Origin of the sequence: Desulfovibrio sp. 7SRBS1 (genome assembly GCF_049723905.1) — a bacterium.
Taxonomy (GTDB): Bacteria; Desulfobacterota; Desulfovibrionia; order Desulfovibrionales; family Desulfovibrionaceae.
This window is the reverse complement of record NZ_JBJKFD010000001.1, coordinates 505,942-529,985: the sequence shown is the minus strand read 5'-3', so window position 1 is coordinate 529,985 and position 24,044 is coordinate 505,942. Positions and strand designations below refer to the sequence as shown.

At 55.4% G+C, this 24,044-nt stretch carries 23 protein-coding genes and 1 tRNA gene; 2 read left to right on the top strand and 22 right to left on the bottom strand.

Annotated elements, in window-relative coordinates:
• Positions 1-48: 48 nt before the first annotated feature.
• From infC to ACI0FJ_RS02605, 3 genes are all read right to left on the bottom strand, one after another.
• A complete protein-coding gene (gene infC / locus ACI0FJ_RS02615; protein WP_424306454.1) occupies positions 49-570 on the bottom strand; it encodes a translation initiation factor IF-3 in 522 nt (173 codons plus the stop codon).
• Entirely contained in the window at positions 545-2,491 is a 1,947-nt protein-coding gene (gene thrS / locus ACI0FJ_RS02610) for a threonine--tRNA ligase (protein ID WP_424298574.1), read from the bottom strand. Before thrS ends, infC begins: the two co-directional genes overlap by 26 nt.
• A gap of 81 nt (positions 2,492-2,572) precedes the next feature.
• A tRNA-Val gene (locus ACI0FJ_RS02605) sits at positions 2,573-2,647 on the bottom strand.
• Between the two features lie 258 nt (positions 2,648-2,905).
• On the opposite strand from ACI0FJ_RS02605, the gene ACI0FJ_RS02600 reads away from it, so the two are divergent.
• Positions 2,906-3,883, top strand: a complete 978-nt coding sequence (locus ACI0FJ_RS02600) for a chemotaxis protein (RefSeq protein WP_424298572.1) — start codon at positions 2,906-2,908, stop codon at positions 3,881-3,883.
• A gap of 73 nt (positions 3,884-3,956) precedes the next feature.
• On the opposite strand, the gene ACI0FJ_RS02595 is transcribed toward ACI0FJ_RS02600, so the two are convergent.
• Positions 3,957-5,450, bottom strand: coding sequence for an amino acid permease (locus tag ACI0FJ_RS02595; protein ID WP_424298569.1), 1,494 nt, complete (start codon positions 5,448-5,450; stop codon positions 3,957-3,959).
• 243 nt (positions 5,451-5,693) lie between these two features.
• On the opposite strand from ACI0FJ_RS02595, the gene ACI0FJ_RS02590 reads away from it, so the two are divergent.
• Complete coding sequence (locus ACI0FJ_RS02590) at positions 5,694-6,569, top strand: DMT family transporter (protein ID WP_424298566.1); 876 nt, start codon at positions 5,694-5,696, stop codon at positions 6,567-6,569.
• Between the two features lie 171 nt (positions 6,570-6,740).
• Here the strand turns inward: ACI0FJ_RS02590 and ACI0FJ_RS02585 are convergent, their stop codons facing one another.
• The 18 genes from ACI0FJ_RS02585 to ACI0FJ_RS02500 form a co-directional block, all read right to left on the bottom strand.
• The gene (locus ACI0FJ_RS02585; RefSeq protein ID WP_424298564.1) at positions 6,741-7,787 is read right to left on the bottom strand and encodes a DegT/DnrJ/EryC1/StrS family aminotransferase; all 1,047 of its coding nucleotides are present in this window, start codon (positions 7,785-7,787) and stop codon (positions 6,741-6,743) included.
• A gap of 9 nt (positions 7,788-7,796) precedes the next feature.
• Positions 7,797-9,512 carry a radical SAM protein gene (locus ACI0FJ_RS02580; protein WP_424298562.1) on the bottom strand — a complete coding sequence of 572 codons (1,716 nt, stop codon included), beginning with the start codon at positions 9,510-9,512 and terminating at the stop codon, positions 7,797-7,799.
• A 51-nt stretch (positions 9,513-9,563) separates the two neighbouring features.
• Positions 9,564-10,802 carry a nucleotide sugar dehydrogenase gene (locus tag ACI0FJ_RS02575; protein ID WP_424298559.1) on the bottom strand — a complete coding sequence of 413 codons (1,239 nt, stop codon included), beginning with the start codon at positions 10,800-10,802 and terminating at the stop codon, positions 9,564-9,566.
• Positions 10,799-11,623: a glycosyltransferase gene (locus ACI0FJ_RS02570; protein ID WP_424298556.1), complete on the bottom strand. Its 825-nt coding sequence runs from the start codon at positions 11,621-11,623 to the stop codon at positions 10,799-10,801. Before ACI0FJ_RS02570 ends, ACI0FJ_RS02575 begins: the two co-directional genes overlap by 4 nt.
• 10 nt (positions 11,624-11,633) lie before the next feature.
• The gene (locus ACI0FJ_RS02565; RefSeq protein WP_424298553.1) at positions 11,634-12,806 is read right to left on the bottom strand and encodes a radical SAM protein; all 1,173 of its coding nucleotides are present in this window, start codon (positions 12,804-12,806) and stop codon (positions 11,634-11,636) included.
• A gap of 14 nt (positions 12,807-12,820) precedes the next feature.
• Positions 12,821-13,924: an FkbM family methyltransferase gene (locus ACI0FJ_RS02560; RefSeq protein ID WP_424298550.1), complete on the bottom strand. Its 1,104-nt coding sequence runs from the start codon at positions 13,922-13,924 to the stop codon at positions 12,821-12,823.
• Between the two features lie 75 nt (positions 13,925-13,999).
• Complete coding sequence (locus ACI0FJ_RS02555) at positions 14,000-14,194, bottom strand: class I SAM-dependent methyltransferase (protein ID WP_424298547.1); 195 nt, start codon at positions 14,192-14,194, stop codon at positions 14,000-14,002.
• Between the two features lie 115 nt (positions 14,195-14,309).
• Entirely contained in the window at positions 14,310-15,431 is a 1,122-nt protein-coding gene (locus ACI0FJ_RS02550) for a DegT/DnrJ/EryC1/StrS family aminotransferase (RefSeq protein ID WP_424298545.1), read from the bottom strand.
• 3 nt (positions 15,432-15,434) lie between these two features.
• Entirely contained in the window at positions 15,435-15,860 is a 426-nt protein-coding gene (locus ACI0FJ_RS02545; RefSeq protein WP_424298542.1) for a cupin domain-containing protein, read from the bottom strand.
• Positions 15,861-16,000: 140 nt separating this feature from the next.
• Positions 16,001-16,678 carry a cytidylyltransferase domain-containing protein gene (locus ACI0FJ_RS02540; protein WP_424298539.1) on the bottom strand — a complete coding sequence of 226 codons (678 nt, stop codon included), beginning with the start codon at positions 16,676-16,678 and terminating at the stop codon, positions 16,001-16,003.
• Positions 16,675-17,337 (bottom strand): PIG-L deacetylase family protein, encoded by a 663-nt coding sequence (locus ACI0FJ_RS02535; protein ID WP_424298536.1) that lies wholly within the window; start codon positions 17,335-17,337, stop codon positions 16,675-16,677. The genes ACI0FJ_RS02540 and ACI0FJ_RS02535 overlap by 4 nt, the downstream gene beginning before the upstream one ends.
• A gap of 26 nt (positions 17,338-17,363) precedes the next feature.
• A complete protein-coding gene (locus tag ACI0FJ_RS02530; RefSeq protein ID WP_424298533.1) occupies positions 17,364-18,089 on the bottom strand; it encodes a WbqC family protein in 726 nt (241 codons plus the stop codon).
• Positions 18,090-18,099: 10 nt separating this feature from the next.
• Positions 18,100-18,831 (bottom strand): FkbM family methyltransferase, encoded by a 732-nt coding sequence (locus ACI0FJ_RS02525; protein WP_424298530.1) that lies wholly within the window; start codon positions 18,829-18,831, stop codon positions 18,100-18,102.
• 13 nt (positions 18,832-18,844) lie between these two features.
• Entirely contained in the window at positions 18,845-19,483 is a 639-nt protein-coding gene (locus ACI0FJ_RS02520) for an HAD family hydrolase (protein ID WP_424298527.1), read from the bottom strand.
• On the bottom strand, positions 19,480-20,412 hold the full coding sequence (locus tag ACI0FJ_RS02515) for a phosphoglycerate dehydrogenase (RefSeq protein WP_424298525.1): 933 nt from the start codon (positions 20,410-20,412) through the stop codon (positions 19,480-19,482). Before ACI0FJ_RS02515 ends, ACI0FJ_RS02520 begins: the two co-directional genes overlap by 4 nt.
• A gap of 18 nt (positions 20,413-20,430) precedes the next feature.
• A complete protein-coding gene (locus ACI0FJ_RS02510; RefSeq protein WP_424298522.1) occupies positions 20,431-22,227 on the bottom strand; it encodes a hypothetical protein in 1,797 nt (598 codons plus the stop codon).
• On the bottom strand, positions 22,220-23,164 hold the full coding sequence (locus ACI0FJ_RS02505; RefSeq protein ID WP_424298519.1) for a hypothetical protein: 945 nt from the start codon (positions 23,162-23,164) through the stop codon (positions 22,220-22,222). Before ACI0FJ_RS02505 ends, ACI0FJ_RS02510 begins: the two co-directional genes overlap by 8 nt.
• On the bottom strand, positions 23,164-24,042 hold the full coding sequence (locus tag ACI0FJ_RS02500; RefSeq protein ID WP_424298516.1) for an N-acetylneuraminate synthase family protein: 879 nt from the start codon (positions 24,040-24,042) through the stop codon (positions 23,164-23,166). The genes ACI0FJ_RS02505 and ACI0FJ_RS02500 overlap by 1 nt, the downstream gene beginning before the upstream one ends.
• Positions 24,043-24,044: the final 2 nt, after the last annotated feature.

Sequence of the window (24,044 nt, the reverse complement as noted above, 5' to 3'; positions counted from 1 at the left end):
CTAAAAACGAGAAACCGAAATGCCGCGTGGCAGCGGCGGGAGCGGAAACTAACGTTTTATAGCCAGCGGGGCAAGTACAATATACATGGTGCGCCCTTCGGATTTGGCCACCTGTTCCACCTTGGCAAGATCCTTCATATCCTCAGCCACACGGTCGAGAATCATCAGGCCCCTGTCCTTGTGGACAATTTCCCTGCCCCGGAAAAAAATCGTTACTTTACAGCGATCACCCTTTTCAACAAAACGCTTAATGTGCTTAACCTTGGTCTGGTAATCATGCTCGTCCGTTTTAGGACGCATTTTGATTTCCTTGACCTGCACCTGCGTTTGCTTCTTGCGGGCGGACTGTTGTTTCTTCTGCTGCTCGTACTTGTATTTACCGAAGTCCATGATCCGACAGACAGGAGGCACAGCATTGGGAGCGACCTCAACAAGGTCCAACCCTTTTTCCTGGGCCAGTTCCATTGCGTCGCGGGGAGTCATGACTCCCAACTGTTCTCCGTCGTCGGCAATAACCCGGACCTCGCGGGCGCGAATCTGCCGATTACACCGGGCATGCGTCGAAGCTATAGCTCATTCCTCCGCGTTTGAACGGTTTTGTGCTGTCAGCGATTATCATCTCGGCCGCTTCTTTGGGGGACATAAGCCCCAGGTTTTCCCCGGAGCGAGTGCGCACATTAACCCCACCAGCCTCTACTTCTGAATCACCTATTACCAGCATGTACGGTATTTTTTCAAGTTGGGCTTCACGCACTTTGTAGCCCAATTTTTCATTCCGTTTGTCTGAGTGCACTCGAATGCCGGCAGTTGCAAGTTCTTTGGCAACCGCATCGGCGTGTTCGTCATGGGCACTGGTCACGGTCAGCACACGAGCCTGCTCCGGCGAAAGCCACGTAGGCAAGGCACCACCGCAATGCTCCAACAGAACTCCAATGAAACGTTCCACCGAACCTAGGATGACCCGGTGCAACATTACAGGCCTGTGACGCTCACCATCATCGCCCACATAAACCAGATCAAAGCGCTCAGGCAAGGTGAAATCGCACTGAATTGTCGCACATTGCCATCTTCTGTCCAAAGCGTCCTTGATGGCGATGTCGATCTTCGGACCGTAAAAGGCACCATCGCCTTCATTGATATCATAACTGAGACCAGCCTTTTCCAATGCGCTCTTTAGCGCGTTGGTAGCGCGATCCCAGTCCTCATCGGAGCCGATGGACTTTTCTGGACGGGTGCTGATTTCAGCCTCGAAAGTGAAGCCGAACAAGCCCATGATGTCGCTGACAAAATTTATTACACCAATGATCTCGTCCTGAAGCTGATCGGGACGGCACAAAAGGTGCGCGTCGTCCTGTGTAAACTGCCGCACCCGAAGAAGGCCGTGCAGAACACCCGATTTTTCGTGTCGATGAACAACGCCAAGCTCGAAAAAACGCAACGGCAGGTCGCGATAACTGCGAACCTTGGTCTTGTAAATGAGCATGTGCGCCAAGCAGTTCATGGGCTTGATGCCATAAGCCTGCTCATCGATTTCCGTGAAGTACATGTTTTCACGGTAGTTGTCGTAGTGGCCGGACTTTTCCCACAGTTCCCGTTTGAGAATCTGTGGCCCCTGCACGATGCTGTACCCGCGACGCAGGTGTTCCTTGCGTTCAAAGTCCTCAAGGATAGTACGCAGCAATGCACCTTTGGGATGCCAATACGCCATGCCCGCACCACCCTCTTCATGAAAGCTGAACAAGTCAAGCTGAGTGCCTAACTTGCGGTGGTCGCGTTTTTTGGCTTCTTCAAGCTGCTGCAGATGTTTCTTCAGGTCCTTGGGACTGGCCCAGGCTGTTCCATAGATACGCTGCAACTGTTTGTTCTTCTCGTTGCCACGCCAGTAGGCACCGGCAACAGTAGTCAGCTTGAAGGCTTTCAGATAGCCGGTAGCGGGAACATGAGGCCCCCGGCACAGGTCTACGAAGTCTCCATTGCTGTAGAGGGAAAATTCGTCTCCGCCAAGGTCGTCCATAATCTCGACCTTATAGTCTTCCCCCATCCCCTTAAAAAGGGCGACGGCTTCTTCTTTGGAAGCCATTTTGCGTTCAAAAGGCTTGTTGGCACCGGCAATGCGGACCATTTCCTTTTCAATTGCTTCCAAATCTTCGGGGGTAAAGGGACGATCGTAGTCGAAGTCGTAATAAAAACCTTTCTCAACGGCAGGACCAATTGTCACTTTCGCTTCAGGATAAAGCCTCTTTACAGCTTCAGCCATGAGGTGGGCAGTGGAGTGCCGAATAACTTCCAGCCCCTCGGGATCGTCGTCGAACACCGGAGTGAGCTGGGTAGTGCCGTCGGGGATTGTGGTTGCCAGGTCGACAATGGCATCGCCCAAACGGACAGCAACGACCTGTTTCATTTTTTTCTTGGACAAGGCCTGTGAGAGCGCATCTGCGCAGCTCGATTGAGCCTCGACCTCAACCGGTTGCCCCTGAACATCTACCTGCATTGTTTTCGTGCTCCATGATGAAAAAGCGGAACCCAATAAAGAAAAAAGGGAGGCTAAAAAGCCTCCCTTTACCGTTGCGGATGGTAGGCACGAGGAGATTTGAACTCCTGACCCCTTGCATGTCAAGCAAGTGCTCTCCCCCTGAGCTACGCGCCTTTTCTCCCGTGGGAGGAGTGATGAACTAGCAGCACCCCCCATGGTTGTCAAGCGAGTTTTTCATCTTTCTCAAAAAAAAATGATTTTTCCGTCCTGGCGTACTCTTTCCGGATTTATTTTTCTGCGCTTTCCCTTCCCCAGAACTATATATTATGGCAAACAGTAATATGAGTCAAAAATGCCACAAGAGCGACGCTTTCGCGCAATAAGCGTCATGCTAGCGCATTGCCAGTCGATCTTAATTTTGTCGGAGGGTTCATGAGCCAAAACAATATTCTCCTGGAAACCGGAACAAACGAACTCGAAATAGTTGAGTTTTTCATTAACGAGCGTACGGCCGACGGCCAAGTTTATACCGGTTTCTACGGAGTAAACGTCGCCAAGGTTTTGGAGATCATCCGTGAGCCTCGAGTGACCGGCATGCCTCAATTGCGTCACGAAAGTATTTTAGGAACCTTCAATCTCCGCAACAAAGTAATTCCTCTTGTGGATCTTTCCATGTGGTTGGGAAAAGATACGGATCATAAAGACGCAGCCAAAGTCATTGTCACCGAATTCAACAACGTAATAAACGCATTCCTTGTCTCCGGCGTCACCCGCATCCATCGGCTAAGCTGGGAACAAATAGAGCCGCCTTCCAAGCAAGTTCAAGAATTCTCTCAAGATTGCATCACCGGTGTGGTCCGAATTGAAGAACGGGTAGTCTTCATTCTCGACATGGAACGCATTGTCAGCGAATTGAACCCCGAACTCGCTTTGCATGAATTAACCGAAGACCTCTTACATGATGACGATTTCGTGTACAAAACACTTATTGCGGATGACTCGACAATGATCCGGCATATGATTGGAAGCTCACTGGAAAAAGCAGGCTTCGATGTAGTAAGGACCATCAACGGACAAAAGGCCTGGAACCAGCTTTTGGAGTATAAGGAACTCGCTGCCACCAGTAAGCAGCCTCTAAGCGATTTTGTCCATGTTGTTGTTACGGACATTGAAATGCCGGTTATGGACGGACACACCTTGACGAGAAAAATCAAGGAAGACCAGGAGCTTAAACATATCCCGGTTATTCTTTTCTCTTCTCTCATTACGGAAAGCCTGCGACATAAGGGTAAGGCCGTCGGGGCGGATGACCAAGTTTCCAAACCGGAAATAGGCCAGCTTGCGGAAAAAGCTACGAGATTGGCCGATACTTTTTTGGGCCGTCCTGTAAATATTTCCCCAAACATTTAGCCCTTCTCCCCACATACATAAAAAGGCCGCCCCATTTCCGGGGCGGCCTTTTCTGTTCCAACCCTACTTATTCTTATTCGCCATACTTCTTTGCGGCAAAAGGATGTCGGCCCCGCGGATGCCACCAAACGCGGTGATGTCCAAAGTCCAGACGGTGCAGCTCAAAAGGCTCCTTGTTGGATTCTTTTCGTAGCCCATAAATGAGATGAGGCAAAATCAACACCACCATAAAAGCGGCCACAAGAATGGTCTCGTAGGTCCCGTCGTTGCTTGCGGCAATTTGTGACGGCGGGAAAAAAGATACGACCAAAGAGAAGATCACCATTCCCAGACCAATCAGCGGAATGATGCGCTGACCACGCTTCCCGCCAGGAACAACAAAGGAACGTTTGACGTCGGCATGATCCTCTTTGAGCTTGATGTACGTCATGAACAGAAGAATATACATGACCAGATAGGTCAGTACGGTCAGAGAAATTGCCAGCAGGAAGGACATGTTGGCCCCGCCCCCGCCGAAGGTAAGAATGACAGCCCATAGGGAAACAACCACTCCCTGGGCGAGAATGAGGTTGACCGGGACGTCTTTGGAGTTCTTTTTCTTAAAGCAGGCAGGAAGAATTCCATCCAGTGCCGCGGTGTACAGACCATGCGAGGGGCCAACAACCCATGCGCTGACTTCCGCGATGGCCCCCATGGCCAGCAAAAGCGCGATAGGATAGACGACCCACCCCATATGAAAGATGTTCAGCAATTCCTGAAACGCCTGCACTACACCGGCACTCATGTTGATATCCCCTGCCGGAATCACTATGGCAATGGACATTGCGCCGAGGATATTCACGACAATGGCAAAGACGGTCAAAATGATGATAGCCAGTGGATAGTTGCGTTGAGCATTTTTAAGCTCATTGACATGAACGGCCGACGCCTCAATGCCCGCATAGGACAAAATAAAGGCAACCAGAATGACAAGGGTATGTATATTGGTAAAATCCGGGAAAAAGGTTGTAAAACTCATGTCCACATGGACGGGGTGTCCCTGGACAAGGTAGAGGACGGCCAAAATGACCAGAAGCAGGGCTGGAAGCGACACGCCGAAAAGCAACCCAAGGGTGGAGAGGCGCTCGGTAAAACCTGTCCCGCGCATGTTTGCCATGGTCACGCCCCAAAATAAAACCATCACCGACAGAAACTTGAGCATCGGACTTTCATTGAGCGCTGGCCAATTTAAAAAATAGGACAGAGCGCCGACCACGAAGTAAAGCATGGTCACGAACCCCACGGTAATCTGCAACCATTGCAGAAAAATGGCCATAAATCCCCAACGCCGACCAAATGCCACAGAACACCACGTGTAGACGCCTCCGACTTCCCAGCCCTCACCTGTGGCCATTTCAGCCGAAATCAAAGCTGTAGGCACAAAATAGAGGAGCCCGGCAAACAAAAGAAAAAAAATCAAAGAAAACCCGGATGATGCAAAGGCAGGATAGCTGTATACCGTCATAATCATGGAACCGGTAATGGAAAAAAATCCCAATAGCCCCATTTTCTTTTTAATTTCCGACATCACCCTCCCCCTCTGGTTCAATGTATTCGACGCAAAGACAATCTCGAAACCCACAATAGGAATTCCATTCCTGAATACCTAATTGTACCCTTCGCGTCCACACTCCCCTCACACTTTCGCACTGTGTAGTGACTTTATCCCTAAAACGCTGTTGTCCACACCACATTCTGAAACAGCTTTTCTTTCCCCATGACTCGCAGTAATTAAACCGCACTCATTCTTGTTTCATTTTTCGAGGCCCAAATGCAGTACAAACTCTTCCCTGCGTTACTCCTGGCGGCGACTGCGCTGATATGGAGTTCCGGCGGCTTGGCCATTAAGCTTCTTGACTGCAATCCCATGGCCATTACCGGGATGCGTAGCGCCATCTCCGTGGCGACCTTGGGAGTTCTGCTTTGGGGGAAATTCAACTTCACTTGGAGCCGGGCTCAACTGGCCGCTGCAGCTGGATATGCAGGTCTCCTCATTACCAATGTTGTCGCTACAAAGCTGACCACTTCGGCAAATGCCATCCTTCTGGCGTATACGGCTCCAATATACGTAGCTTTGCTTGCTCCTCTTGTGCTCAAGGAAAGAACCCGCCCCAGCGACTGGTTTTTCATTGGCGTCACCATGAGCGGCATGATTCTTTTCTTCATGGACAAACTTTCACCCAGCGGGTTGTGGGGCAACCTCATCGCCGTGAGTACAGGGCTGTGCTATGCCGCATTCACGTTATGCATGAGGGCCCAAAAAGACACTTCCCCAGTAGAATCAGTCATGCTTGGGCATATTCTGGCAGCCATTGTCGGCGTCCCATTTCTGCTGAAAGGAGTCCCCAACGCCGCAGGATGGATGGGGCTTGCCTACCTGGGTATCTTCCAGCAGGGAATCTCTCTGTTGCTGTACGTGTGGTGCATCAAACGCCTGGGAGCGCTGGAGGCCATTCTCATTATGACTCTGGAGCCTGTCTTCAACCCAGTATGGGTGGCTTTGGGGTATGGAGAATTCCCTGGCAAGTGGGCGGTAGTTGGCGGATTGGTAGTTGTGGGAGCTGTCACATTGAGGGGAATATTGCAGGCCCTTCGCCTACGGACGACACGGCGAAGACTTTTTTCCCACACTAACCTGCGCGAATAATCAAGACAGATTTTGTATCTGCTTTTAGGTGCCTTTCCCCTTCATGGTTTCTTTGTCATTCATCCGTTATGCCGCCTGCAATAAATTTTTGAAATATAGCTCGTCTGGAGTCTGGTATCCCAGGGCTTGGTGGAACCGGCGGCTGTTTGTAAAAGAGGTGCCCAGTCGCGCCTACTTTTTGTCTTCCAGCAAAAGGGCCCGTAATGCTTCCGGGGAATCGTCAGCGTGGTCCCAGCCATACCACATGGGCGGGCACTGGTGGTTCTCAGCCACCCAGACAGAGTTGGGTAGAGAATCCCCGGATAAGCCGTCCACCACATGGCAGAGGTCGGTGGGGCCGAACACCTGCCCGGTACGCTGGGTGAGGTTCTCCTCTCCGAACACGATATACTTGTAATAACCGGATGTCATACCCTCAGGGAATTCCACCCTGTTGCTGAAAATAGTGTCATATTTGGCGGCAAGATTCCGCTTCCAGGCCAGGATGTCCGGCATCTGCTCCAGCTGGACCAGGCCCAGTGCGGCAGTGACGTCGTTCATGCGGAAATTGAAGCCGTTTTCCAGCGGATAGCTGACCACGCCGTTTTCCACCTTTTTGCCGTAGTTGCGGAACATGGTGAGCCAATTCAGGAATTCCGCATCCCTGCTGACCACCATGCCACCTTCGCCTAGCGGCATGGTCTTGGTGGCGTAGAAGGAATAGACTCCGGCCAGCCCCCACGAACCGCCGTTTTTTCCGTTCCAATCGGCACCATGGCAGTGGGCGCAATCCTCGATAAGGACCACGCCGCGCTCGGCGCAAAACTGAGCAATGCCTTCGATCTCAAAGGCAAGGTGCCCGCCGATGTGGACGACCACCACGGCCTTGACCTCAGGGGTCCACTTACGCTTGAGGTCGTCAAGGCTCAGGCAGAGGTCGGCGCGGTTGCAGTCTGCATATACCACCTCGGCCCCGGCCATCTTGGCGGCCTGTGCCGTGGCTCGAAAGGTGTTGGACGGCACGATGACCTTGCCGCCCCGGACATCCGCGTATTCCATGCAAGCGAGCAGTCCGGCCCCGCAGTTGCAGACAGCCTTGCCTGGCAGGCCCGCGAACTCGCCGAAGGCTTCCTCAAAGCGGTGCATGATCGGGCCTTCGGACCAGAAATTGGAGTCAAAAATTTCTTCGAGCAACTCGTTGTAGCGGCGTCGGCAGGACGCATCAAAGGGAATTTTCATCGCGTATCTCTATATGAAGTTGGGTGTTCGTATTTTGCCGAGTCGGCCGAACAGCCGGTTGAAGGACGTGATGCGGCAGGCAGGGCAATGCTTGGAGCAGAAACCGGCATCGAACACCATAGCGTGCTGCTGTCTGCGCTTGTCGCCCTCCCAAATTTCTCCGAAGGAGGCATTCCTGAGGTTGCCGATGGGCTCCAGCCAGTCATACACATTCATGCGACCACACAGAAACACGCTCCCCTCGGCACAGATGACCGAGGATATGCTGTGCGTCTTGCAAGGCAGGCCGGCGTTGCCCTTGACTGCGTTATCTTTCATGCCTGCGATGATGACGGAAAAATCCTTGCCCTGGTAGCGCATAAGATGACTCAGGTCCATGAGGCCGGGACTGAGTTCCGGTGCATCCACCACCGGCCTCATCTGGATGTATCGGACGCCATACTCGCGGATTCGCAAAATGAGGGATTCCATGTCGCCAAGATTATCATAAGTCACCACATAGCCCACGCCCACGGTGGGGCAGTGCTGTGCGTAGAAGGCGATGTTGTCGAGGACACGTTCATAGTAATCGCGCCCCTTGAAACGGCGGAATTCCTCCGGAGTGGAAGCATCCAGGCTGACACGTATCCAGTCGAACCGCGCGCAGGTTTCCGGGCTGAGAGGTTGGGTGCCGTTGGTGATGAGGCCAGCAGGCAGCTCTGCCTTTGCAAGGTCGGCGATGACCTCCTCAAATTCAGGATGCAGAGTGGGTTCGCCCCCGCCTTCAATGACCACGCCGCACGTTCCCCCTGTCTTGAGTTCGCCAAAGAGCGTATTCAATTCGTCACGGGTCAGCTCACTATTGTACCCCTGCCGACTGCGCAGGTCCTGATCGGAACACCAGACACACCGCAGGTTGCATTTGTTGGTCAGGGAGAGTTCCACGCTGATCGGAAATGTCGGGTCGGGTACGCCCTTTTCCACGCCGTGCAGTCCCTCCAGCTTGGCCGGATGGAGATACAGCTTTTCAATGCCCACCTCCGGGACGCTCTCTTCGATGTTGCTTCTGGCAAGTACGGGGTGTTCGTCCAGATACGCGGCCACGCTCCGGGAGGTAATGTCGTCCACATGCCGGGCAATATCTCGAACCAATTCAAGGTCGGCACGGGTCTCCACAAGCACCTTGTAGCCGTTGCGCTCAATGGTGGGCGCGTCGGCATGAATGGTGAACAATTCAGGGTGCTGGCGCATGTACAACGTTGCGACGGCCTGTTGATTATCAGTGAGCTTTTGCCCCTCAAGCTGGCGTAACGCGTCGGTTTCTATAACTTCACAGCCCATTCCTAGGGGAACACCGCCGAGATATTCATTATAGCTGTAGTCTACGCCGCGTTCCATGTGGGCATCAACCAGACGCAGCAGGGCTTCGGCATCCACAAGGGGGTAGTTGCCCAGGACACGCACAAACCGTTCAGCCTTGATGGCGTCCGCCGCAGTCAGGAGCCGGAAGACCAGGTTGGACATTTCGCCGCGCACGGTCTGCACTTCATACTTTTTTGCTTCTCGAATCAGAGAGTCGTCCTTGGGCGAGACTGAAGTGGCCAGCACGACATCTTCGGTGCAGCAGGCCTTGAGCCGATGCAGAAGGAAGCCGAGCATGGTGTACTCGTCCTTCAGAATCTCAAGTCCCCTGTCCTCAAAAGTCGGGGAGTGATTGGTGCACTGCACGATAATCGGTAAATCCATGGGTATCCCGCCGTTATTGGTATGCCGTGAAATTCATATTTCGGGTGGTCTCTATGTCCAGCAGTTCACGACAACTGATCCGGCGGCCATGCCCTGAGCCCAGCTGACTTCCATGTATTCTTTCCACGGCGTCAGAATGGCTGCCACGTGCGCACCTTCCACGCATTGCGCCACGGTCTCGGTTTGTTCCCACGGTCCGTTCTCCTTTGCCATGGGGTCATGCACCCGGACGGTGAGCCGCGGATACCGCCTGGTCAGCTCACGTGCGATATCAAGTGACTGCGAGCGCTCCGTCAGGTAGGTCTCTGGCTTATAGGAAAGCCCCAGCAGGGCTACCACCCCATCTGGGGCCGAAACCGCCTTATGGATGCGTTCCACAAAAACATCGACCATGGAATTGTTGACCGCGACCACCGACTCCTGGATGGGGGCCTTGGTGCCTGCCAGTTCCGCACACCGGATGAACGCTTCGTTGTCACGCGGAAAGCAGGGGCCGCCAAAACCGAGGCCCGGACGGATATACTTGGTACCGATGCGCGTATCGTTGCCGATGAGGGCCGCGATTTCATGGGCGTCCGCTCCGGGTATATTCTCACACAACAGGCTAAGATTGTTGGCAAAACTTATTTTCATAGTGCAGTAGCAATTGATGGAGAGCTTGGCGATTTCGGCGTTGACCACACTGGTGCGGCATATAACCGGAGTATTATCGCAGGTTTTCTCATACACTTCCTGCATCAAGGAGCCGGTGCGGCTGTCGGACTCGCCGATGAGTACGAGGTCCGGATAGAGAAAATTCTGAATGACGGAGCCGATGGCGATGAATTCCGGATTGTAGGCATAGCCGATATCCTTGCCCATCTGCTTGCCGCTGAGTTCTTCCAACAGCGGGATAAGCTCCTTGTCGCTGGACAGGGGCATGACCGTGCTGACCACGTCCACCACAAAAAAGGAGTCCTTGGCCTTCAGGGCCGGTGCAAGCCCTTCAAACACGCGCACCAGATATTCGTTGGAAAAGGAGCCGTCTTCGGTGGAGGGGGTCGGCACGATGATCAGGGCAGCGTCCGTACGCTCCACAGCTTCAGCCATGTCGGTGGTCAGGTGGAGATTACCCTTAACCTCGGCCAGCAGGACATCGAGACCGGCTTCATGAAAGGGAATTTGCCCCTGCCTGAGGCCTTCCACATACGCGTCGCGGATATCCATGCCCACGACCTCGTATCCTGCCCGGGCGAGGCAGCAGGCCGTGCACAGCCCCAGCTTGCCCAGTCCGATTACCGATAATTTCATGCGCCCCCCTTATTCATCCGCTCAAGGTGAGTGCGGGCGCGCTTGGCGCACTCGATGCTTTCGAGCATGAGGTTGCTGTACCCGCCGTTGGCCCAGGAGGCTGGTTCCACGCCCGCGTGGTTGGAGTGCTTGCGCGTGTAGTACAGCACTTCGGGAATATGGCGGAATGTGGCTCCTTCCATGGCGAACCGGAGGAACATGTCATAGTCGTTGGCATTGCGGATGGACTCGTCATAATAGCCGTACCGCTCGTGCAGTTCCCGCTTGTAGAGGCGGTTTACGCCCAGATGAAACCACTCGCAGAAACAGGCTTCAAAGGAGTAGGCCGGCTTGGACAGGCGCTGCAAAATATTTCCGGCATCGTTGACGACGAACATGTCGGTGTAGACCACGTCCACGCCGGTTTCTTCCATGACATCCACCATCCGGGCCAGGGCATCCGGGGTAAAATAATCGTCCCCCACGAGGTACATGCAATATTTGCCAGTGGCGTTGCGAAATCCCACGTTGTAGGACGCAGTGCCGCCGAGGTTCTCGGTGCTTTCGCACACCTTGACCTGCCGTCCCTGGGGAAAACGCAGTTCTGTCTTACGTTGCAGGGTCTTGCCGTCCTCGTCCAGCCGCTCCAGAAAATCCACCTGCTCACTCTCCAGCCCCTTGAGGTAGTCAGCAATGACTTCTGATGTGTTGTCGGTGGAGCCGTGGTTGCAGATGATGATTTCCAGGTTCGGATAGTTCTGAAAAAAGACGCTATCCAATGACATGGTGAGATAGTGCGCCTGATTGTAGGACGGGACAACGATGCTGACCAGCGGCTTCATAAACGATCCTCTAGATGAACTTGTAGGTCATGCTGTCGTTCTCGATGACCTGTTCGTAAATGTTGTTATGAGGCTGATAGGTGCAGCGGGGGCAGTGTTTAAGGTTGATGGCCCGGAAAATGTCCCAATGCTCCTTGCTGCCCCAGGCGGTTTCCAGATCGGCGAAGCTGTTCATGTCACCCGCGAATTCCAAGCGGCTGTCACCGCGACGGTCGCAGCAGAGGCTGACGCTGAATCTCTCGCCATCATGGCGGGGCGGCATAAAGACGCAGGTCATAAAAATGGCGTGACAGGTCTCAAAGCAGTTGGAGCGGTTCAGGGTCTCGTCGAACTTGTGCGTGATACCGAACACGCCGAAGTCACTCTTTTCCAGCTCACGCGCGGCCTGAATTTCCCGTACCAGATATTCCCGGACTTCGGGTTTGAGCAGCCCGCCGTCCGTGGTAGAGAGCTTATCCCACGCCAGTCCGGCCGGGCGCAGGTGGAAATTCTTGCAGCCGATCTCGCGGGCCTTGACCGCTGCCTTGTAGATGTCCACGTGGTTGCCGTTGTAGAGCAGGTACTTGAAGCTGACGCCGTATCCCGGACGGTCCATGCCCAGCCGGGTTTCATGCTCTCTGGAGTACTCCACCAGTTTGGCGATATTATCGCACACCTTGGTGTATTCCCTCTTGCCCTTGAGCTGTTCAAAAACTTCTTCGCTTCCGGCGTCCACGGACACGCCCACCCAGGTGCACTTGGCAAGCTGGGGGATGAAGCGGTCGATATGCACGCCGTTGGTGACCACGCCCACTTCGATGCCGTGTTCGACCAGCGCATTGATGAACTCGCCTACAGCGGGATGGAGCAGAGGTTCGCCGCCGCCTGCGATGCACACGGCCTCAACCCCGGCGGGCCACATGGGGCTTCCCTGCCAGGAGCCAAGCCCTTGGGCTATCTCAAGGAGGGTTTCCCTTGCCATGCGGTTGTTGCGGTTGTTCAGGATGTAATCGGCATTGCACCAGATGCATTTCAGGTTGCAGATATTCACCGGGTCCACCGTCACCAGCGCGGGCTGGGGCACGGGCTGGCCTTCAACAATGAGTTTCCAGCGATAGACCTGGGCAAGAAGTTTGTAGCTGTTGAAGGGGTTCCACTTCTTGTCTGCAGCCCACTCTTTATAAACCTGTTTTTCTTCCAGCATATGACAATATTTGCTTACACTGCGACGATCTCATTGGGAACGCCATAGAAAATCGTTTCGCAGAGCGTCGGGGAATAGTGCCCCAACTGGTATGTGTAATCCTCTAGGAGGTCACTCAAAAATATTGGAATTTCAAAGAAATCCCGTTTGCTGTGGTAGATGGATATGGCGAGCTGGGGGCGGTCCTCGACAAGGGTTCTGCGGGCTCCCTCCAGCACTCTCATCTCGGCCCCTTCCACATCTAATTTCAGGAAATCCACCGGGGCATGCCCCTTTTTTCTGAATTCGTCCACACTCAATGCCTTCACCGGGCTGGAGCCTGGCCGGAATTCCTCGCCCACATAGCCGCCTCCGCCGCTGGGGTTCCAGTGCAGCTCGGCCTCCCGGTCCCATAATGCGGCCTGCATCAAGACCGTCCGCTCGTCATCGGCAGCCCGCTGGTGGACGATGCGTCCGCTGATGAGCGGGTCGAATCCGTAGAGACGGGCGTCCGCAGGCATCCGGTCAAGGAAATATGCAGTATTCATACCGTCAAAGATGCCCCCTTCAACCAAAAGGCGCATGCAGGAGAAGTCCACAAAGTCGAGGTATTGGCGATCCATGGGGCTGAACATGGAAGAAATGCCCGCCAGGTCTTGCTGCAGGCAGCGCAGGGAGCCGTTGCCGCATCGACAGGCGGTCAGCCCCTGGTACAGCCGCTTCTGTTCCGGATCGGCAAAAAGACTGGCCACACGCTGAAAATCCGCTTCGCATTGCGCAGCCTCTTCCTGTGTATAAACCTGAAGAGTCAAATTATTGTCGCCTATGGTGGTGAAGTCCTCGTACCCGGCGTTTTGCAGTCCATCTTCAATCTCGAACCACATGATCGAGGCAATGACCACAAGGTCGATCTCTGCCGTTCGGACAAGAAAATCGTCCAGCTTGAGTACGGGGATGCCATTGCACTCGCCCGCCTTGAAGGAGTCCACAAAAAACGGAATCTCACAACGGTCTCGCAGGGTGCCGTACACCTGCTTGCCATAGTCCCCGCTTCCGTAGATGGCGATGCGCAGGCCACCCGGAATCTCGTCGAGGCCAAGGATTTTGCCTTTCATGTCGGCAATATTGTTGTGTTGCATACCGTTGTTCTCCAGCGGCCTACCGTTTGCAAAGCACCATGGCTACGTTCCAGCCCCAGTCCGTGGGTAGCGAGATCACAGCATCGAAATCCCTACCGCGCCAACTCCGTATGTCTCCACATTCGGAGGTAAGGCGGGACCATGATCGTCAATCTTACCACGAGCCAGTTCGACCATCCTTTCCGACTGGTCCACCCCGGTGACGTCAAAGTCGAGTTTGACGAGTTCGCAGTCATCCCTACCCGTTCCACAGCCATGTTGAGTACGCACTGAGCACCAGAAGCCTGCTCACGGATCTGGTCCGCCACATATCACGCCTCGTCGGCATAGGGTTTGTCCCGGTAAAACATGTCGTAGCAGCGTGCATACTCATCAAAAACCATGGTCATGCCTCCGCCAAAATCTGCTTCACACTGTCGGCCACGCGCTCAAGCTCCGTCTTTCCCAAAGAAAGGCTGGAAGGAATGTACAGGCCGCGTCGGGCGAGCCGTTCGGAAACTGGGTACGAAACGTTCTTGAACAGCCCCATCTTTTGAAAGACCGGTTGTTCGTGCACGGGCCAGAAAAACGGGCGGGTGCCGATTCCCTTCTCCCGCAGGGCGGCCATCATCTGCTCGGCGTCCATAGGGACTTCGTCGTCCAAAACCAGGCCGTACACCCAGTAGATATTGTCGGCGTAGCCGGTTGCGGGACAGGGCAGAGTCACGCCCGCCACATCCTTGAAAAGATCATTGTAGGCAGCGCCGATCTCCCTCCGACGTTGTGCGAATTCCTCAAGGCGCTCCAGTTGGGCGCAGCCCACAGCGGCCTGGAGGTTGCCCATGCGTCCGTTCACACCCAGTTCCTCGTGATGGAATCGCTTTCCGGGCATGTGACACAGGTTGCGCAGGCTGCTGCATCGCTCAGCAATGGATTCGTCATCCGTCAGGATCATGCCGCCTTCACCTGTGGTCACCAGCTTGTTGGCGTAGAAGCTGAAAGCGCTGACGTCGCCGAAGCTGCCGCACGGCTTCCCGGCGCACTCAAGGCCGATGGCCTCGGCTGCGTCCTCGACTATTTTCAGGCCGTATTCCCTGGCGAGGGCCTCCATCTCCCGCATTTCCACGGGCAGGCCGTAAATGTGCACCGCCATGATGGCTCCGGTTTTCGGGGTGATAGCCTGCCGCACATGGTCTGCTGTTATGTTCCAGGTAACGGGGTCGCAATCCACCACCACGGGAACCAGCCCGGCCCGCACGATGGCTGCGGCGCAGGAGATAATCGTGAATGAAGGCAAGATGACTTCGGAGCCCTTGGCAAGGCCAAGGGATTTCACGGCAATATCCAGGGCAGTGGAGCCGTTGCTTACCGCAAGGGCGAACCGGCGTCTGGTCAGGTCTGCCATCCTCAGCTCGAACTGTTTCACCGCAGTTCCTTCCGAGGAAATCCAGCCGGTCTCGATGCATTCGATGAGCAGCTCTTTTTCTCGACCGTCTAAAAGCGGCTCGTGTACGGGAATAAAATTCATGGATCAGTCCTTGAACAAAATCTTGTCTTCACACACTGAAGTAAACCGCACCTTGTCCTCGCCCCCGTAGGGCCCCTGCTTCACTTCGATCATTTCGAGTTCTTCCAGCACCTTGAACCCGTGGCCGCCCGAGGCGAGCAAGATGACATCCCCCTGCCCCAGCTTCCGGCTTTCAAGGTATTCCTTGCCATCGTAGAAATCCACTCGCAGCTTGCCGCGGCGGATCACAAGGACTTCCTGGATGTATTGGACTTCGCGCGGCACCGGGCAGTGGACATGGGGCTGAATCTCATGCCCTTTGGGATGTTTCATAAAGGCAAGCTGCTGGGAAAATTGGTCCGGGGTAAAGAACCTGACACCATCCTCGCTGAAATCGGCAGGGATGATGATCGCCAGTATGTTCCCGTTATGTTCAACTGTCCGTACCATGTTGATCCTTAGTTAATTCAGTGTATAAATGATTTTGGGTCCTCTGTTCCGCCATGCCAATCTCTGACCTCCTCTGTGGGAAAAAACGGCTCTCTGATGGCCCCCCTTCCTTTTTTGCAAAAAAGGCACCATTCAACAACTTACCTGTGGAGTGCCGCGGCAATAACCTCCGCACTCCACAGGGGAGCCTCCCCCGGAGGCAGGGCGGCAATGAATGTCCGCATCCGCTCCATGTCCGCTTCGGTGTCGATATCGAGGCGGTCAACCGAATTGGCCAGCCGGGCCGGGGCATGGGGCAGATGGCACGCGTCACCGTCCTCGCAGTCCACAAAGGCGGTGACGTGCTCGCGGACTTCCGGAGTAGCGTCCTGCATGGCAGCCTTCAGCGCGCTTGCCGAAACAATTTCACAACCGAGACCATCCAGCAATCCCTCGAACCTGCCATAGACACCCCCTGCCCTCATGGTCGATTCGGCTATCATATCCATTAGGCCGGGATCAACCAGGGGATTGTCCGCACACACCCGTACCACATAGCGGGGGGCGTACCGGTTCATGGCCTCCACAAAACGGGACAGGACGTTGTTTTCCGAGCCGCGAACCACCTCTGCTCCCAAATTATGGGCAAGCTCTGCCATGGGGGCGCACGCCTCGTCGCTGCTGGTGCACAACACCACTTTCTCCGGCAGTCGAGCGGCCAGACAACGGCGCAGCACCATTTCAATGAGGGACATCCCCGGAAGGACCTCCATGAGACTCTTGCCCGGCAACCGGGTGGACCCCATTCGGGCCTGAACACAGCAGATCAGGTCGCTCACTTATGCACCTCACGGAGCAGCATGAAGGCTTCGGCTGCCTCCAGTCCCGCTTCCATGCCCCGCTTCACCGCGATGGCGGAAAGAGCCTTTTCGGCACGGGGGTGCGGGAAGGGGTGTTGCTCGGCAGCATAGGCGGCCATGGCAGCCGTCTTGCGTTCCAATGACTCGCTGATGTCCACGTAGACATTGGGGCAGTACGGGGTCAGGCTGCTTGGCGCCTGATCCGTGGAGGATGGGACCTCGTAACAGAGCAAACGCTGTATCTGCACCGGCGCAAATGGTCGGCAGGTGACGCAGGCCGCATGAGAGACCGCACGGTGGTCCTGGTTAATGTCGCCCACAAACGGCATGTAGACCCAGTCGGGCCTGCACTCGTTGACCACCTTCTCCAGAGGCACGATGACGTCGATCTGAGCGGTGTCCAGTCTTTCATCCGGCAGGTCGAGAAAGGTGAGATCCTGATATCCCAAAATATTCTGCGCCTCGCGGCAGCATGCCTTTTCCCGCTCGATGAGCGCTTCGTCATAGACATGGCCGTATGCCCGGTTGGCCACCACCACCACATGCACGGTATCTCCGTCCGCCACATGACGGGCTATGGACCCACCGCAGCCAAGGACCTCATCGTCCATGTGCGGTGCAATCACCAATACTCTCATCTCACAACCTCCGCTTGGGCCTGAAGTTAGAGAAACAATGTGTCCATTTGCTCCACACCTTCCCCGTTGAGGATGGCGCGGGCGCCCGGCCCATAAAGAAACAGCAACTCCAGCGAAGTGATGCAGGGAATAAACGGTTGATGCAACTGTTTATAAATGGGGTGGTGGAACTCCTGAAAATCCACCTCGACTCCGGACTGGGCAAAGCTCGTCATGGTCAGATAATCATTGCCGGAAATACCGGAAAAGTAGGATGTGGCCCCGGTTGCCTCGCAGATGGAGAGGATCAGGTCGCTCGCCGTTCCCCGGACCGGAAGCTCCGATGCCCACACAAACGGGACATCAATGCCGAATCCTTGCATGAGCCAGTACAGCAGGTCGGTGTTGAGTTCACAAAGCCACGACGTCTCACGGGAGTATATGGCCTCGAATCCCGGGAAATAAGCATCAAAATAGGGGGCCTTGCCATAGCATTTCCTGACGGAAGCAAGATTCTTCCGCTGCCACGCCTTGCCGGTAGTGTCGATGCGCACGTTTTTGATCAGCGTCTCATCCCGTTTTCCGCCCTGGACTGGCACGGTGATCCATTGCACGCCCCCCTCCCCCGGACCGGACCGCAGCTTGTTGCGGTTTTGGAAATACCTGCGCCGGTACTGGACGTTATCCAGCACCACAAAGACATCGACATCCTGCATTTTGTGCAGAAGGCCGAGCCACGGCAGATGCTCCGGCTGGTGGATGGTTACGCGCATGAGGCTCCTTTTACCGGCGGAAAATATAGTTGAAGATGGAGGCGAAGTCCGTCTCGGCCAACAAAGGTGCCTGTCGTTTTTCCAACAGAAGCAGGCCAGCTTCGTATAGGGTGGTGGTGATCAGGTCAACCAGCCTGTCATCTTTGCTGTTGATCTCCACCAGAACGGAAGATACCGACTTGAGCGTCTCGGGCGCGCCCAGCAGGATGTGCGATTCCAGCCCGTCCACATCGATCTTGAGGTGATCCGGCCTGGGCGGTTTGAAGGTCTTCATGAAATTGTCAATGGAAAACCCTATCATTCCCTGGTGCGAGTAGACCTGCAGATCCACGACTTCCGTAACCACATCCTGCGGTGTGCCGAACTGATTGAGCGAACCGCCGACGTCCTGAGAAGTGACATTGAGCACCCCCAGCCGCTCTGTCCGGTCAAAGGCGATATTATATGCGAGGACTTCGCCGGGCAGGTCGTTGAGGGTGAGATTGCGGTTGAGCATCCAGTAGTTGCCTGCCTCCGGCTCGAATGCACAGGTGCGGAGTCCCCTCAGTCCTGCATAGAGCGAGTAGCAGCCGATATTGGCCCCGATATCCCACAGGACATCTTCCGGTGCAAAGGAATCGATCCATTCCAGGGTCTCCGGTTCCTTTTCATTAAAGGTTTCCGCGCGCATGAGAGTGGTCGGGCCGGGACAATCCATGCGGATATCACCATGCCGGGTGGTAACAGTTTTGATGGTGCTCATGGTCTCTCCAAATCTATCCTGCGGCTGTTGCAAGGTATTGAGCTAGTCCGGTGAGGTCCTCGCTCCACGCCACCGGAGCAGGGAATTCCCCTCGCCCATAGAAAGCACTGCCAGTTTTGCTGGCGGCGTCCAGATCCGTACCCGCGTCACCTATCATCAGCACGGAGGCAACGTCGATTCCGTGCCGCTTGGCCGCCATGGTGATGATGTTTTCCTTCTTGTGTGGTGATCCATATATCCCTTCAAAAAAACGCGATAAATTTTTATGTTTCAGAATCTGGTCCAGTTCGTCCTGGGGAGCGCCTGAAGCCACATAGCTGGGCAGGATGGTGCACCACCGCTCCGCGACTTCGAGAAAGCCGTCCACAAGGGGGCAGTCCAGCAGGCTGTCGGTACAGAAGGCGGAAAATTCGTCATTGAGTGTGGATGATTCCTGTTGTGTCATCTCCCTTCCAAGCACTGTCCTAATAACGTGGGCAAATTTTTTGAGCCGGTTCACCCCGCCAAATCGCAGGTGGAAATCCCGGACCTCGGCAACGGCTTCTTCACCGTAGGGGACAAAAACATGCTCGAATGCCCTGGTCTTGATATCCACGGATTCAAGAATGACGCCGTCGCAGTCAAAGACAAGGCACCTGATAGGGGCTGTCATTGTAACCCCTCCAGAACGACAAGGAGGTTCTTGACGGAATCCAGCTCCATAGCGGCACGGCCTTCCATGGTATAGGAGGAGGCGTGCGGTGTGAGGACGACGTTTTCCATATCAAGCAGCGGCCCGGAGTATGGTTCATCCCTATAAACATCCAGCCCGGCTCCGCCAAGATGGCCGCTTTGGAGTAACTCAACCAAGACTTTTTCATCCAACAGTTCGCCCCGGGAGCAGTTGATGACTATGGTCCCGGGTGAAAGGATTACCAGCTCCTCCCTCCCAAGGACTGTGGAGCAGTCGCATTGGCCGGAGCAGTGCAGGGTCACAATCTCCGCCCATTGCAACAACTCCTTGAATGGCATGAACTCATATGGAAAATCCATCTCGGACACGATCGGATCAAAGAACCCGACCTCGCATCCCATGGCGCTGAGCATGCCTGCCACCCGCTTGCCGATGCGTCCCAGGCCAAGCACGGCGACCTTCTTGCCGCTGAGCTGTCGTCCCATGCGTTTTTTCCAGACACCGGAGCGAAGGTCGCGGTCCATGGCGTTGATCCGCCGCAGAACATTGAAGATGAGCCCCACTGCCATTTCCGCTGTGGCCTGTGTCGGGCCGAAGGGAGTGTTGACAACGGTGATGCCAAGCTCCGTGGCCGCATCCTGGTCCACTCCGTCCATGCCCACGCCGCAACGGGAGATGACCTTTAGTTCGGGCAGGGATTTCATGGCCTCGCGGGAGATGGTCTCAGTGCCCGCCACCACGCCTATGCAGCCTGCAAAAACTTCCGTGACCTCCTCAGGGGAAAGCTTTCGCTCGTACGGGTTGAAGCGCACCTCGTATCCTGCTTCTTCAAGCAGGCGGATGGGTGTCCTGTCGTACACGCCAAATGAGGATGGCGTTAAAGCGATTGTCTGTTTACTGTTGGTCATGGACCTTTTCTCCGCTTGTTATATCCGACCTTGTTCAACTGGCTTCCGTCCCACGTCAGACAGTGTCTTCTGTATGAAACGAATGGCCGCTTCCGTCGGATCGTCCTCGCCCAGCCCGTACGCCTCCAGGAATTCCCGGTTATGCAGTCTGTCGGGATTGAATGTCTCTTCTTCCGGGAAGCTTTTCAAGCGGTTAAGAAATTCCTCTTCGCTACGGCACAGTTCCACGCGCCGCTCCAGCAATTCGAGTGCTTCCGGGTTGAATCGGAAGAACTCTTCCATGGCCAGCGCAAGTATGGGCTTGGTGGTCAGACAGAGCTGCAGGATGCAGGTGCTGAAGGAATCCACGGCAAACGCCTCGGCCTTGTCCAGGCAGTCAACGAGCGGAGCGGCCACGATCTCGCAGTTGTCGATGGACTGCTCTTCCATGAATGGCTTGAGGGGAGCGTCCGCAGATTCGTGAGGATGTACTTTGACGGCGCACTCACATTCCTTTTCCGACAGCACGGATACCAGTTTTCTCTTGAAATCCCAATACCAGAAATCAGAGAAGTGATGAGAGTAGAAAATCATGTCCCCAGCCTGCATGGTGGAGATGAACATGAGACCGTATTGTTCCCTACCGCTGAGCTTTTTGCGCTCAAGTTCCCTGAGTTGCTGCGCCCCCACAGAATGCGGCATGGCGACAGTGTCGCCGCAAACAATGTTGTTCCCGTGATCCCAGGACTTGAAATAGGAGCTGGTTCCCGGCCCGTAGGACAGAAGATAGTCGGCATCGAACCGCCAGACATAGTCCAGGAGAGGGTTTTCCCTCACGGCACAGCCTCCGTGCTGATAGACAAAGCTCTTCATCCCGGCCGCTCTGGCATTCTCATGCACGCACACCCCCATGCTGCTGACAAGCATGGCACACGGCGCAAACGCGCTGAACGCTTTCGTGGTCTCCGAAAGGGCTACCTGTCTCGGAATATAGGAAAGGGCGAGGCAGGCCAGCAGCGGGTCCGCCACTTCCATGAGGCTGCCCCCCTGCCAGGTGCAGAGAGCCTGCACGGCGGGATTGCGCCGTAATGCCTCAAGAAGCTGCCTGCCTTTTTCAAAATGGGCGGCGGTGGGTGCGGCCAGTTTCATCACCTCGGCAATGTTCACGACATCGCCGCCGGTTTCCTGCTTCCACCGCTCGGGCACCGGACCGCTCTCATAGGATTTCTCATCAATGAGCAGACAGGGGGACACCGCCTTGGGAGCAGCTTCGGGCCGGGCGATAATTTTCTGTGGAGGGTACTCGGGAGCCGGGAGAGCCGGGGCCACCTGCACGATCTCCATGCCCAGCCTGCGGGCCATGATGGGAGCGATGGCGGATGTGGTTCCCCTTTTATACGGATGGATGGAGAACTCAGGCTTTACTTCTTCGCTCGGCAACACCATAAGGGTGTCGTACCCTCCTTGCTCCAGGAGCGAGAGGATCTGGCTGGAGCGCACCTTCATGTGGTCCACGAACATCTTCATGTAATAGAACAGAGAGATGGTGGAAATCCGCTCCACCGGTCCCGTGTAGCCGAAGACCTCGCAGGTGGTCCTGTCTATCTCTTCACACAGGGAGCGGGTCAGGGCGTAGGTCTGTCGGCTGGCTTCGTAGGCGTCGCTATCGCTGAAAACCGCATTGGGACGCAGGGAGCGCCGCTGTGTATTCAACAAGGCGTATTCGAGGGCAGGGGTGCAGACCACAGCCGGAATCTGTTGTTTCGGGTCGTAGTGGTTCAGCAGGTCCAGCTGAAACTGCGTTTCAACATAGGCTATGGCGCCAGCCTTACCCATGTGCCACCATCTCTTTGACTACGGACTGAATTCGCTCCACTCCCCTTCCATCGCAGGGGGAGGTGCAGGAGTCGGGATGGAAATCGAATGCTTCGGAGAAATCGAGGAAATCCGGGCTACCGATTATTTGGGCGCACCCCCATTCCTCAAGCTGGGCGGACTGCACCCGTTCGTGCTCGTCCTCCCACACAACAAGCAGTCTGCTGCCGAGAAAGAGCCCCTCATACAGCGTGTTGCCGCCAGCTGAAATGACGTACTCGGAGGCCGCGAACAGGCTGTCGAAATTGTCAGGATTGATGACAACCTCGTCTTTGTGAGGAGCGGACCGAAGAATCTCCTTGAGGTCTTTTTCCAAAATTTCACATCCAGGACCGAGGACATAGGTGCAACGGAGATCGGTCCTGATCAACTTCCGCGCTACATCAAGCGTTCTCTGGGTCCGGTCCACGCCGCCCAGGGTAACCAGTACGGTCCCCGGCACGTTGTCCGTCTTCTGGGCGGCCCGCAGCAGGGAATCGCGGACCGGGTAATACTTCGGACCGAGCAGCATTCGAGGCGCAGGCTCCTTGAAGGTATACTCATGCCACTGCGCCGGGGCCGCGAAATTGATGAGCAGGTCGCAGTCCATCTCCTTGTTGCCCAGCTCGTCGATTACGATCAGCTTGCCGCAGGCCCGTCTCAGGGCGGACTGCATAGCCACGTTGTTGTTGCGGGTGTTCATTAGCCCCCAATCGAAGCGAGGCAGGGTCGCACCGGATTCCCAGAAGGCGCACTCGAAACCGTGCTCGCGGACGAGGGACACGGCCTGCTCGCAGCTCTTGTACAGCAGGAAACGGGCGTCCTCGCCGCCTGGAAGGTGGCTCACCAGAGCAAGGCACTCCATGAGATGCCCGAATCCGACCTCGCCGGCAGCCTGGGTCACAACGACATTTAGCATCAGTTGGCAAACCGTCCTCGTAAAAAGGTCATCAGAAGTTTCTCTCCGTCGGTGCGGTCCCACTGAGTGGGGGTGATCATCTGCTCGACCTCGCGGATCTGCTTCACCATCTCTTTCATCTCGGGAGGAGTGAGTGAAAGGATGTGGTCGGTTCCCTGATAGCCGGTGTTGTTTTCAAACATGGCCACCGGAGTCTCGCGGTCGAGGGTGAAATGCTTCTCCACCACCATCGCGCCCCGAGCCACAGCCGCCACCGGAGCGGAAATGGTCACAGTGTGGTCGGAATAGCCGATGACCGCCTGAGGAAATTCGCGGGCCAGAATGTCCATCATGGGAAGGCGCACATCGCCGGGAGCAAGGGCGGTCAAACCACGCTCGTCCAGCAGGGGACCGGTGGGGTATTCGGAAATGCAGTGCATGAGATAGACTGTCTCCAGTCCCGCAAGCTTGTCCATGATCGCCCGAACCTCGTCCAGGCTAGCAAGGCCGGTGGACACGAATACCACCGGGAAATTGGCGGCTACGTAATCGATCAGTTCGTGGTCCAAGATGCAGGAACTGGCGATCTTGACGGCGGTGCAGCCCAATTCCTTGAGGTCCACGGCATTGTTGAGTTTCTCCGGCGTGCAGAGAAAGCCCACTCCTACCGCTTCGCAATACTCCTTGAGCTCCTTCAGCTTGGCTTTGTCCAGGGCGACAGACTCGAACCACTCCTTTTCCGGGTCGTCGTCCGCAATGCCCTCGATGTCCAGGGTCTGGAACTTGGCATAGTCGCATCCCGCAGCCATGGCCTCGTTGATAAGCTGTTTGGCAACCCCCATGTCTCCGTTGAAGCATTCGCCTATCTCGGCGATGATACAAACCTTGTCATGCGCCATAT